Source organism: Enterobacter roggenkampii (assembly GCF_001729805.1).
Lineage (GTDB): Bacteria > Pseudomonadota > Gammaproteobacteria > Enterobacterales > Enterobacteriaceae > Enterobacter > Enterobacter roggenkampii.
Genome location: NZ_CP017185.1, coordinates 104,647 through 116,263, shown reverse-complemented (window position 1 = coordinate 116,263; position 11,617 = coordinate 104,647). Strand labels below are relative to the sequence as shown.

Sequence of the window (11,617 nt, the reverse complement as noted above, 5' to 3'; positions counted from 1 at the left end):
CGTAATTTAATTCGGCCAACAAAGGATCAACACTTCGTCGCCATCACCTTGTATCGAGTCTTCCATCCCATCCAGCTTCAGACCGATCACATGATCCACATAAGGCTGCTGCTGCAGGGTAGCCATCACATCGTAGTAATTCAGCCTATTAGCCAGTGATACTCCAGCAGTCATGCCTGTGCTCCATGGCATATAGCGCGCAATGAGAGCATTCTGCAGCTCACGCTCCGCCCACATTGGATTTACACCGGTATAAAACTTCACGTCATACTCCAGCTGCACATCACGATATCGGGGATTTCTGACCTGAATGTTCTGCCATAGCGAGGCCAGTGATTGCAGCGTGTTACTCATTAATTCCAGTCTGGCGGCGTTGAATACGGGACGCAGAGGGTCACTGTTGTCTTTGGCTGTGACCCTGGGAATTACCACAAGTGTCTGTTCAGTCAGAGCTGGTACCGTGGTCAGGATATCTCCTGATGGTTGCATAACCCCAAATACTACAGGGAATGTTGTTTCAAGCAGCATCATCATGTCAGGCCAGGTTAGTGCACGATGACGATGAAAAAGCCGTTGAGCTACACGAATGCCATACGCATCCTGCGATTCAGGAGGACTCCCCCCCCAGGAGACCCAGGGTTGTTGTATCCGGGCAACGCCAGGGATATTTTTCACAAACTGGCGGATAGCACCTGCCGGAAATGACGTTCCGGCAACAGTACTGTCAAGCATCGGCAAGTTATTCAGGGTTGCGGTCATCCCATTGGTTATTAGACCGACCAGTCTGGGGTACTTGGCTACACCCAATTCCTGAGTGCTGATTGGAACAATCTCTGCACGAAACCAGTGGCGGCCGGATGGCATTGCTGGTGCCATATTGCCAGCATCGGCCGGCAATATAGTAGTCCATCTTTCACTGCGAAGCAGACGATGGGTACGATCTATCAAATAGGGATCAAGCTCCTTCCATCGGTTATTTTTTGTCAAATACTGCCAGTTCAGAGTCAGAGGTTGGGCTGTATTAAGCTTCCAGAACAAGGAAAGAGTTTGTTCCGGCAGCATTCCACTGATCCCAATATAAAGCTGCATATTCTCAACTGCCTGAACCTCATCACTGTGACCAAATGGGGTCATGATCGCTGTTTGGTACTGGTCACTGGTAAGGTCGATACCATTCACTGTCACCGAGACAATATCAGGCACACTCTGACCATCCTGACGCGACAGTCGTATCACGGGAATAGTAAAAGCCACACCAGCCAGGCCGTCAGGGATGCTGATTCCGCCACTGTCAGCAGGCAAGGTAAATGATAATGAGCGATCAGCTGAGTCTGTAATCTTCAGGGGTAGCCATTCTTCACCACTGCTGGCATGGGCCAGCAGTCCAGCCTTGGCTGGAGAGGTTGCAAACATTACTGAAACGACCAGGTCTTGAGAAGAGTCATTCACAAGTAAGGGAGAGGCCAGCATTCTTCCGGTCAGAATGAGCTGATCCTGCTCAACCGCTTCAAAAAGATTCATTCCGTTTGATGGCCAGACGTATTGTTCGTCATACACGATAGCAGAGGTTCCAGCTCCAACGCCCTTTACGGAAGGGTAACACCATCGTAAGTCAGTCCATTTACTGTGATTGGCCAGCAATTCGTCGTCTAACCTGAACTCAATTACTCTCCCCTGACTATCTTGTCCGGCATCCAGAAGCGTGCCGGCTGATAACATTTTCTCAGGAGTATCGCTGTTTAGTTCGATTGAAACGGCAACCTGTGAAGGTTCGGCAGCCTTTTCTTGCAGTGATAATAACTGCCGATAATACAGATTGCGATGGGCCCCAGAAAAATAATTTATGAATGCACTGGGGGTTTCAAGCAGAGCCAGAATGGCCAATAAAAAAGCCTGGTGAGGCAATAAATTCCCATCTGCAGTTGATGGTGAATCATAGAGTGCAGCCAATCGTTCCGGTGTATTTCCCCCCATAAAAAGAAAATCAGACCAGCTGAGCCCTGTTTCCCGATGAGCCGGATCGTCAGGCACATAAGGCACACAACGCGCATATTCTTCAATAGCCTTAAGGCGTGTCAGAACGGTCCGGCTGTCCAGCAAAAAACCGACATCAGGAACAACCCCAGATAATGCCTCTTGCAATGCAGATTTATCAGCCATGATATTACCAACTCAATTAATAGCACACTATAAAATAGTTGCGCGTGGAGAAATGAAATTTATACACCATGAATTAACAGGAGCATTTCCGTACAACTTACACAACGGGAACACATTTAAAAAAAGAAATGCAATAAAAACAAAATAATTAAAAAGCCATAATATACACAATAGCTCACCCACTATTATCATGACAACCACCACAACCCTTACACCAAATTAAATAAAATACATAAATAACACTTTTAATTCTAATACATACAGACCGGAGCCCCATTCAGATTACCTTTAACCACGTAAAATAAATATTAATCTCTTGCAGGTAAAGTATAAATACAGAAAAACTCTTATCAAAGGCTAGCAGCAAAGAATATAAAAAAACAGCTAAAAAACCAACCGAAATAAATAAAAACACCACAAACTAAACAAATCATCATTTACCATTGCAAATGTATATAATGATAATTATAAAATATTTTCAATAAAGCACTCAAAAAAAACAAGTCTGTTATTGATTTTAATTTAGATGCACCTTAGCTGGTCAGAAATAGCTGATGAAACGACTCAATATGAACGTACTATCCTGCTTTAACCCAATCCTGACTGTGTTTAAACCATCCTGTTCCTGGCGTAGGAGCTGTTACATCAGGCATATTTGCAGGGGATGGGCCAATTGCCGGGGTCGAAGGAGTAAAAAGAGCGACAAACGTGCCATTTCCTTCAGTAATGAGTGGTTTCTCACTAATACACCCCTGAGTAAATTGGCTGTCGTTAAGTTTAGTAATTGTAACCTGACCGTTTCCTGGAGATGCATACCCATCAATCGTATAAGTTGCTTTCAGATTTATTTTTTTTTCATCTCCCAGCACACATACTTTTTTTTTATTTATTTCAGCATGGCCGCTGCCAGTTATTTTTTTACTGTCGGTAATGGTCACTTTCCGATGACCGAACATTTTATCAAACTCAATAAAATCACTATCAACTATAACCCATGACATCATAAGGATATTCCCAGACCATTCACGACATCCAGTCTTCCTGTAAGCTGTTGCTGTATATCACTTCCACGCAGGCAATAATTCACCTTAATACTCAACTGACCAGAAGACATGTTTTTTGTGTCAAATAAAATGTTGATTATCTGAACCCGCGGCTCAAAACGCAAAATGCTGTTCTGGATCTGTTGCTCAATATCAGACAGAAGGCTATTAGTTATACCAGAAAACAGAAACTGGTTGAGATCACAACCGAAGTTTTCCCGCATAATCCTTTCACCAGGCAGGGTGCAGAACAGGATCCGCATGCTCTGAGCAATATCCTCGGCACCGCCTGCCATAGCAACACCCTCGATAGTGAACACGGGAGGGAAAGCCCAGCCACGACCATATACCTGCGCTAGTTGTTCGCTCATAGGTACCTCATTAATATAAACGTAATATATTTATAGTAAGTTACTTAGACAAATCAATTTTATTTCCTTTTATTGTCACGCTTTGCTTCCCATATATATTGATGCCATTGGCTCCATTGACCTCAATAGCCTTAGATTTATCGAGGGTAATTGTCGATTCCTCCCCTGCCTTAAGCATCAGATTCTGTTTGCGTGTATCAATCTGTAGCTGAAGTTGATTTGTTTTCCATCCTTTAAGCCCCTCATCCTTACCGGGTTCAATGACCGGTGGACTTTTTGGATTGTGTAAGGAACCGACGATCACCGGGTAATCGGGATTGTCTTCAAAAAAACCAACTGCAACCTCATCGCCAGGCTCAGGATAGCAGATAAAACTGCTACCTTTTGTGGCATATGGCATAGCGAATCTCGCCCAGAGCTGATTTTTATTCTGATCATCACCCAATGCATTTAAATGAACACGGATCCGGTAGAGTTTGTCACTCTTGTCATACGATGAAACCACAGCGGTATGTATACCACTCATCTGCAAGAATGGTTTTGGTGTAAGCGCATGTCCACCAGGTCCAAGTGTCAAGGTAGTAGTCCAGCGGGAAGGGGTGATTGTGTGAATAACTGCTGTGATAATCCCAACGCCGTCGAAATGTTGACCAAAGCCCGAGAGCTTTAATGTATTTCCTGGTTGATACTTTAAGGAACCCTGTACGGTAAACTCCCCTTTTACTCCCTGAAGCTGCAGATTCAAAAGCATGCTTTCGGCCTGACTCCGCAATTCCTCCATAGAGGGTGATGTTCCATACCCCAAAACCCAGGGTTCATCACTGAGGCCCGTTCCGGGCTCAAGTGCGCCACTACCCAGGGAGCACTTACGGGCCAATGCGGAAATCTGTGTCTGCGAAGCAATATCCCATGCAGTCAGCCTCAAACTGGCAGGCTGATCTATAGCGCTAAAATTCCAGGTTGCCTTTTCAATAAATGGGCCATTCTCAGCCTGCAAGTGATGAACTGCCTGCGTCTCAGGTGCAAGCATGGGATGGAAAATATGGACCATGGAGGGGCTTGCAATCAGCCATGCTCCGCAGGCATCCAGGCAATAACGTAGCATTCGCCAGTCAGAACAACGAAACTGAACACGTTGCTCATATATGGTGCCCATACTCGTCTGGTTGTTAACCTTAGAGACATCAGCTGGACAAAGTGTCCGAATAATGTCGCTACAACTCATTTGATTAAACACCCGGGAACGGACAACATTATCAAGCTGGACAAGCTTGTGTTTAAGAACGAGTGACAGAATTGCCTGTCCCTTGACTATCGTAAGGCTCCGGGCAGTGATAACGCCTGAAAAGAGTTCCACCTGAAGGCACAATTCATCGTCATATACCTTGATCGACATAGGTAACCCAACCTGACAAAGCTCCATTTCTTTATTGGTGCTCAGTTCACGTTGCGCATTACCAGGAACAGATAATTCTAAGGATACAGAAGGAATTCCATTAACACGCTGCTCTGTACGTATATAAATCGGGCACAACGTATTCAGTTCTTGCCAGCCTGCAAACAAGAAGACCCGATCGCTCGGGGCCATCGCAGAATAGACATGTTTCTTCATTACTTGCCCCCCAGTGCTGGAGCCATCAGTGTCTGACCAGGCTTGATAGCATTAAGGCTGTTCAAATCATTGCTGTCGGCCAAAGTTAGATAATCCACGCCTCCCTTAAGAAGAGAGCTACTCTTAGCGGCAATAAGTGGCAACGTGCTGGCATCGGGTACGGAAATAACGGCAACTGGCGGCGATCTAAGACTTAATTTGGCATTTTGCAAAACTATACTGGCATCTGCGATTAAGGAAAGCGTTATGCTGGCCCGCAGAGGAGATCCATCACGTTCAAATAGAGTATAACTGACCGCAAATTTCGTGGCCCTGCCCATAAATTCATGCCCTGCCACCCCGCCCATTGGAAGTTTACCCCAGGACACTGCTAAAAAATGTGGCTCGCAGCTAACAGGATCTACGGCATAGCACAGTTCATGCAGCTCCGTTAGTTGTATGTCCAGGGGGCGCGAGTTTCCCGGCATTCGCGCATCCAAAATCAGCTCCAGGTCCAGTTCACCTGGGTGGGATGACTGATAAGTATTGCTTTGGGTATTGCTGCTGATAAACCCATCCTGAGCATACCTTGTTTGATACTTAAGCTGTAAGGCATCCGGGTTGTACATTGATACAACCGTTCCAACCGACTCTCTCATTTCACGATCGGTATAACCTTTAATCGTGAGTCTGGATAATGACTTGTCCAGTATCATCATACTCCTCGCTCTTCACGCAACTGCTCAACTACCATCTTGCTAATGAGTTCCACCCAGCGAGCTTCTTCTTCTCTGTTTTTGGCAATTTCCTCTGCCAGACTCTTAGTTGAGGAACCTTCACTGTCCGAGATACGAGCTTCAATAACCAATTCTCTTATTTCAATAGTCATGCCTTCACCCCCAGCCAAAACATTTCTTGGTAGCGCAATTCCAGCGTGTTAATAAGGACTTTACTGGTACTGGCGTCAAAATCTCCTGTCTGCCAACGAACAGGCAGTGCATTACTCAACGTCCAGCTGGCAACTGGAAAAGAATGTTCACCAAGCAGTAAGATCACAACATCGGCATAAATAAGTGTCCCACCACGCATAATATTTTCAAAGATGGCTGTCAGTGGTGTTACAGTCATCACCCCACGCTCCAGTATCAGAGATCCATGATTAATTTTTCCTGCAAGATAATTGTTTCTTAGATTTTCGCCCCCTTCACTGTACTGGCTTACATTTAGTTCCCGGCTAAGTCCAGATATCCGATTAAAAGCAATATCAAGTGGGCTTGGGACACCTTCAAATAAGAAGGTAGTAATGAATCGATGCGAAACCGATGGTTTGAAAACATCAGGGGTATATAAATCTGACATGGTATATTACTCCGTTTTTTTACTGAAGTCAGGCTGACACACTGGCATTCATATTGAATACCAAGCTCAACTCAATAAATTCCGCAGGTGATAAAACCGATAACCGAATATTTATAATCATTCGACCAGCCCGAATATCATCGGATGTCATGGTTTCGTCCAGCCCCAGAAATATCCGGTACGCCTCCTGCTCCTCTTTACCATATAGCCCCCCTTGTAACCAAAGCTTACGTAGCCAGTTGGTTACAACCCCTCGAAACTTAAACCATGTGAGCTCATTATTGGGCTCATATACAAACATCCGCCCCAGATGAATAATGTTAGTTTCGCACCAGTTAATTAGCCTGCGGCTCTGGACATAACGGAACGAGGACGTTTTGTTTCCACTCAGAGTCCTGCATCCCCATAAACGGGTGCCCCGACCAGGAAAACTCCGAATAAGGTTTAATGATGTTGTATCCTGTGAGAAGAGTTTGCCGATTTCGTGCCAGGTATGTGTGGGTTGAGTAACCTGATTGAGTACTATATTAGCGGGTGCAGTCCACACTCCCTTGTTGTTGTCCGTAGTCTGCATCGCGGCCAATACTGCGCCAGAAGGAGGTACACTCACCACAGTATTTGCTGTGCGATAAGGCGTCACTAACCGCGGCCACCATGCTCCCCCCCACTCACAGTTGGCCCCACCATAAGTCATCAGGCATGTCTGGGCATCTGCCGGTTCATCAGGGGCATCCAGTACAGCAAATAATCCTGGCCGTAGCTGGCAAAATGACAACATTGTTTGCCAGGACTGGTGCCATAATGCTGTCTCATTATCAGGTATAAGGGTGATGTCGGGAAATGCCAGCAATGTGATCCTGTATTCAGCAGCGATCACGTGGGAAAGTCTGGCTTCAGTCAACGCATCTTTAATACTTGCAGATACACAGGATTCCAGTTCAGCGTAAGTGCCCAGTGAATAAATAAAACCACTACGTCCGCCATTATCAAAAAAATGTTTAACCGTATAGTAGAGCACCGCATTACCTGCATGTGGGCCACCAAATTGAACCTCATATTCTGCAAAAGAGGTAATTAATACGGGTAATGTTTCTGGTTGTATTTCCGTATAACCAATAAATAAAGGCATTGCGCTGTCAATGGCAGTGCTTTGTACGTTGAAAGTACTTTCAACCACTCTCACGCCGGGTTGCAGACTCCCCATGACATTATCCTCAGAATAAAATAATTATAAATATAATCAGGAACCTATTTGAAACAGGTTCCTGTTCAACAGATTTTACTGAGCCACATCCTGGGTAAACTGCAGAATAATAAACTCAGCAGGACGGACAGCAGCCATGCCCACTTTAACGATCATTTTACCTTGATTGACCTCCTCATTAGTCATCGTGGTACCAAGGCCAATGTGCACAAAATATGCATCTTCAGGCTTTGCGCCTGTCAGTGCCCCTTGCTTCCACAGTCCATAAAGGTAGTTAGCAACAGCAGAACGCACACGCTCCCATGTTGGTTGACTGTTCGGTTCATACATCATTTGTTGCATCGCGTCTTTAATATCTTTCTCAACACTGTTGAACAAACGACGAACAGGAACATAACGCCAGGAATCTGTATCCTCGCAAGTGCGTGCCCCCCAGATAACTGGTGTACCATTGTTAAAGTGACGGATCATATTCAATGCTTTTCCACCACTGGTATATTTACCCTGAAAGTCATCCGTCACTTTATATAGTGGCAGCACACCGCCCTTTGTAACCATATTGGCTGGAGCTTTCCATACACCACGGGTGCGATCGTTGAAACAGTAGGCACCGGCTACAACGGCACTGGGAGGAACATGAGTCTTTTGATCTGCCCATGGGGCAGTCAGCCATGGATAATAAATGGCTGCATATGGAGTTTCATCGTACATATCATGCCATTTTGAATCAGTATCGGTAACTTCATCTTCTGTACGTGGACCATCAAGGATAGCGAACATATTTTTACCCTCTGTACAGAGGGTTGCAACGTCAGACTGAATATTCTGGCCTGCTGCAACGAGCAATGTAGCATCATCAAGCTTTGGTACATCTGTAATCAGCATACCGCGCGGAACCAGATAACAGTAACCTCCTCCGTTTTCAAAATAAGTGCGGATAGAAACATCGCGAATACTGCTATTGTTAAAACCGGCTTTTCCAAGATGGTTCATATAATCCAGCCAGGAGCTAATGCGTGTGGTACTGGTGAAAATTTTATCATCATCTTCGATAGCAAAAACAGGAACGGCTGTGGCGCTGTTTGAAACAGACATGGCCGTACTCTCGATTTCTTCGATATATAAACCTGGGTATGAAGTAACAACGGTCATAGAATCTCCTTAACTACTCTTATTGGCATCAGATACAATTAGTGAGTCTGCATTGTGACTCGATCTGCTTCCAGTGTAATTTCTTGCACTGCAATATCATTGCTCGTAGCATCAAAGGATGGAGAAGTCAGTCCTGTGGGAAAGGCATTCAGCACATTCCAGGTAACCAATAGCTCACTACCAGATTCGTTGGTAAGACTAATCATCAAATCTTTCTTTTCAACTTTATTTAGTGAAATAGAACTGATCCAGTCATATAGTACGTTCTTACCGGCAAAGACACCTTTGGAAAGAGTGATAGATACTTTTTGAATTTGACCAGGCATATAGAATAAATTACCGACCCCATCCCTGTATTCAATAGAATTGTATTTAATATCGAGCCCAGAAACTGATTTAAATGGGACTTTATCATCTCCCAGCGATACAACAAATCTGTAGCTGGGAATTGGGTATGCTTCAGCAATTTGCTCTGTGGTAGTAGACATAATTATTCCTTTATAAAAACTAGTTAGTGATTTCATAATCCGAACTTAATAACAATATTTGTGCAACACCTCCTGATTGTTTATTTCAAGATAACCACATTCAATTCAATAATTAATGTAACATTAGTTTTGTACTGATTTTTTAAAGTGGGCTTTTATCGTCAAACGCCACTCCAATACAATATGCATTCGAATGCGATAATATATATCAACTATAAATCGGAGTGAAAAATAGAAATTTTAAGTAGATATTTACCTCATAATATTAATCACAAACACTTCCATATCATACTTTTATCTTTCGCTCGCGATAGCTTATTAGATGTTCTAATTTAAATCACTACCACTTTAAGAAAAATACAAAAACAATTGGAGCCGCCAAGTAAAAAATAAAATCAAATCCACTTAAATAATTTTTGATATTGCATTTACTTGAACGACACTCTATATATCAATATAAATTGACGTTTTAAAATTGCATTTTCGGATACCATCTTAGAGAATTATTAACAATCTGATGTGAGCACATTATTTTTCCATCACTTTCTAACTCAAGAAGATATAACCTAGCAGAGTAAATACTAATATTGCATTTATCTGCAATATCTCGAGTCTTCACCCACAAATCATATGGTGGAGGCGGAAAAATAACTGGAGAACACAGATTTAACAATTGTTCATATATATTACGTTTATGCATCTCTGACTTCCCGATGTCAGTATTATTACTCTTATATTTTTCTGGTTGCAAAACTAACACCTCCATTTACAAATTTATCTTAGGGGATACCTTACAGACCTAAATAAAATATGTGATGGGATTGTCATATGACAAATAACAACATAAATTGTAAATACTATTTTTTACCATGATGTAATGAGTGAATTAACCCTTAACACTTTCAAGACAATCACCTTAATAAAAATAATGAGTTTCTTTTATTTGGAAAAATAGATCGTATAAATAAAAATGATAACTTAAAGACATCTGGCCATTTTTTAAAATAGATATTATGTAACGACATTGATTAAACGGCAAATACCCATAATAAAATCATGGCCTTTCTTTTACATTCACGATCGTTTCTATAAAATCAAAAAACATTAAACTTCTGGTCTCAGAATTCTTTTCCTGCACAATCAATTTAAATTCTTCACGCTGTAGCTCAGTAATATTATTACTTTTTTTGCAGTCTACTGCCTGCAAGTTATGACCACATTCATTGATGCCAGACTCAGCAGAGCCTATGGTTTTTGTTACTTGCATCAACTCGTCGATTATCATGTCATTAAGCGGTTTTATCGCACCACCAAATCTAACAAAGTGACTGATACCGGGACAACATAATATTTTTGGAAAAGAATGTTCTTCAACGTTAAAGTAAATAAATAGATACCCAGGAAATAGAAGTTCAAGCTTTTTTCTATACTGGCCAGGCCTGTCACTTCTTGGTTGTCGGAAAAACATTTGAGGTATAAAAACTGGAATTCCAGATTCAGATAAGAACATTTGAGCTTTGAAGGCATTATGCTTACCTGCTTTATGACAAGCGAGATACCAATTTTCAACACCGATTCTGTTTTCTGATTGATGCGTGTACATTTATAATTCCATTCCATCAAGCATGGCTCTGCCACTTTCATACCCAAACAGCATGAATTCGTATAAAAAAATTAATCACTCGAAAATCATAAGTCTAATACATGTGTGAGGTCATAATTTATTTGCACATTAGCCAAACATCCGATGCCACACTTGATGAGTATATTAGTATCAAGACTTTGTCTTGTGAATACCAAAGATCAGCACATTTAATTAATTTGTCGTTACTAAAAAGATTATTCCAGATATAAACATCAAATCAAATTACAATGTCAGAATATAATTCTGAAAAACGACACAAAACGACAATTAAGATCGATAAGATCTATATGTAAATTATTGTATAATATAAATAATGTACTTTTAAATACACCATTATTTAAGTGATATTAGTTCAGACCAGACCCACTTGACCACTAAAGTTCGTCTGCTCTGCCGGGTTCTGAATATTCATCCGAATGGGTTTTATGCCTGGCTTCAGTTTCAGCATTCACCACAGCATCAGGTGGACCTCAGGCTGACAGGACAAATCAAACAGTTCTGGCAGAAGTCCGGTTGCGTTTATGCCTATCGCAAGATCCATCTCGACCTGAAAGATAGTGGGCAACAATGTGGGATTAACTGTAAGCGTCCAACGAGAACCGTA

General features: G+C 42.5%; 12 protein-coding genes and 1 pseudogene. 1 reads left to right on the top strand and 12 read right to left on the bottom strand.

Annotated features, from left to right (window positions below; translation table 11 throughout):
* Nucleotides 1–6: 6 nt before the first annotated feature.
* From BFV67_RS22900 to BFV67_RS22855, 12 genes are all read right to left on the bottom strand, one after another.
* Entirely contained in the window at nucleotides 7–2,160 is a 2,154-nt protein-coding gene (locus BFV67_RS22900; protein ID WP_069599071.1) for a baseplate J/gp47 family protein, read from the bottom strand.
* A gap of 578 nt (nucleotides 2,161–2,738) precedes the next feature.
* Entirely contained in the window at nucleotides 2,739–3,164 is a 426-nt protein-coding gene (locus tag BFV67_RS22895) for a hypothetical protein (protein ID WP_069599070.1), read from the bottom strand.
* Nucleotides 3,161–3,574, bottom strand: coding sequence for a GPW/gp25 family protein (locus BFV67_RS22890; protein WP_069599069.1), 414 nt, complete (start codon nucleotides 3,572–3,574; stop codon nucleotides 3,161–3,163). The genes BFV67_RS22895 and BFV67_RS22890 overlap by 4 nt, the downstream gene beginning before the upstream one ends.
* A 40-nt stretch (nucleotides 3,575–3,614) precedes the next feature.
* Entirely contained in the window at nucleotides 3,615–5,186 is a 1,572-nt protein-coding gene (locus BFV67_RS22885) for a phage baseplate assembly protein V (RefSeq protein WP_069599068.1), read from the bottom strand.
* Complete coding sequence (locus tag BFV67_RS22880; protein ID WP_069599067.1) at nucleotides 5,186–5,884, bottom strand: CIS tube protein; 699 nt, start codon at nucleotides 5,882–5,884, stop codon at nucleotides 5,186–5,188. Before BFV67_RS22880 ends, BFV67_RS22885 begins: the two co-directional genes overlap by 1 nt.
* Entirely contained in the window at nucleotides 5,881–6,054 is a 174-nt protein-coding gene (locus BFV67_RS24375; RefSeq protein ID WP_157888847.1) for a DUF5908 family protein, read from the bottom strand. Before BFV67_RS24375 ends, BFV67_RS22880 begins: the two co-directional genes overlap by 4 nt.
* Nucleotides 6,051–6,524: a phage tail protein gene (locus tag BFV67_RS22875; RefSeq protein ID WP_069599066.1), complete on the bottom strand. Its 474-nt coding sequence runs from the start codon at nucleotides 6,522–6,524 to the stop codon at nucleotides 6,051–6,053. The genes BFV67_RS24375 and BFV67_RS22875 overlap by 4 nt, the downstream gene beginning before the upstream one ends.
* A gap of 28 nt (nucleotides 6,525–6,552) precedes the next feature.
* Nucleotides 6,553–7,728, bottom strand: a complete 1,176-nt coding sequence (locus BFV67_RS22870) for a phage tail sheath family protein (protein WP_069599065.1) — start codon at nucleotides 7,726–7,728, stop codon at nucleotides 6,553–6,555.
* A 75-nt stretch (nucleotides 7,729–7,803) separates the two neighbouring features.
* A complete protein-coding gene (locus BFV67_RS22865; protein ID WP_069599064.1) occupies nucleotides 7,804–8,880 on the bottom strand; it encodes a phage tail sheath family protein in 1,077 nt (358 codons plus the stop codon).
* Between the two features lie 38 nt (nucleotides 8,881–8,918).
* Nucleotides 8,919–9,368 carry a phage tail protein gene (locus tag BFV67_RS22860; RefSeq protein ID WP_069599063.1) on the bottom strand — a complete coding sequence of 150 codons (450 nt, stop codon included), beginning with the start codon at nucleotides 9,366–9,368 and terminating at the stop codon, nucleotides 8,919–8,921.
* A 469-nt stretch (nucleotides 9,369–9,837) separates the two neighbouring features.
* Nucleotides 9,838–10,068, bottom strand: coding sequence for a FaeA/PapI family transcriptional regulator (locus tag BFV67_RS23750; protein WP_071965143.1), 231 nt, complete (start codon nucleotides 10,066–10,068; stop codon nucleotides 9,838–9,840).
* A gap of 354 nt (nucleotides 10,069–10,422) precedes the next feature.
* A complete protein-coding gene (locus tag BFV67_RS22855; protein WP_069599062.1) occupies nucleotides 10,423–10,971 on the bottom strand; it encodes a transcription termination/antitermination NusG family protein in 549 nt (182 codons plus the stop codon).
* A gap of 406 nt (nucleotides 10,972–11,377) precedes the next feature.
* On the opposite strand from BFV67_RS22855, the pseudogene BFV67_RS24370 reads away from it, so the two are divergent.
* Nucleotides 11,378–11,593 (top strand): annotated as a pseudogene (locus BFV67_RS24370) (IS3 family transposase); the annotation flags it as partial.
* Between the last annotated feature and the right edge of the window lie 24 nt (nucleotides 11,594–11,617).

Excerpts from the sequence above, each read along its gene's own strand:
- BFV67_RS22875 (WP_069599066.1), bottom strand. The coding sequence starts at position 6,524 with ATGTCAGATTTATATACCCCTGATGTTTTCAAACCATCGGTTTCGCAT.
- BFV67_RS23750 (WP_071965143.1), bottom strand. The coding sequence starts at position 10,068 with ATGCATAAACGTAATATATATGAACAATTGTTAAATCTGTGTTCTCCA.
- BFV67_RS22885 (WP_069599068.1), bottom strand. The coding sequence starts at position 5,186 with ATGAAGAAACATGTCTATTCTGCGATGGCCCCGAGCGATCGGGTCTTC.
- BFV67_RS22900 (WP_069599071.1), bottom strand. The coding sequence starts at position 2,160 with ATGGCTGATAAATCTGCATTGCAAGAGGCATTATCTGGGGTTGTTCCT.
- BFV67_RS22870 (WP_069599065.1), bottom strand. The coding sequence starts at position 7,728 with ATGGGGAGTCTGCAACCCGGCGTGAGAGTGGTTGAAAGTACTTTCAAC.
- BFV67_RS22880 (WP_069599067.1), bottom strand. The coding sequence starts at position 5,884 with ATGATGATACTGGACAAGTCATTATCCAGACTCACGATTAAAGGTTAT.
- BFV67_RS22865 (WP_069599064.1), bottom strand. The coding sequence starts at position 8,880 with ATGACCGTTGTTACTTCATACCCAGGTTTATATATCGAAGAAATCGAG.
- BFV67_RS24375 (WP_157888847.1), bottom strand. The coding sequence starts at position 6,054 with ATGACTATTGAAATAAGAGAATTGGTTATTGAAGCTCGTATCTCGGAC.
- BFV67_RS22890 (WP_069599069.1), bottom strand. The coding sequence starts at position 3,574 with ATGAGCGAACAACTAGCGCAGGTATATGGTCGTGGCTGGGCTTTCCCT.
- BFV67_RS22895 (WP_069599070.1), bottom strand. The coding sequence starts at position 3,164 with ATGATGTCATGGGTTATAGTTGATAGTGATTTTATTGAGTTTGATAAA.
- BFV67_RS22855 (WP_069599062.1), bottom strand. The coding sequence starts at position 10,971 with ATGTACACGCATCAATCAGAAAACAGAATCGGTGTTGAAAATTGGTAT.
- BFV67_RS22860 (WP_069599063.1), bottom strand. The coding sequence starts at position 9,368 with ATGTCTACTACCACAGAGCAAATTGCTGAAGCATACCCAATTCCCAGC.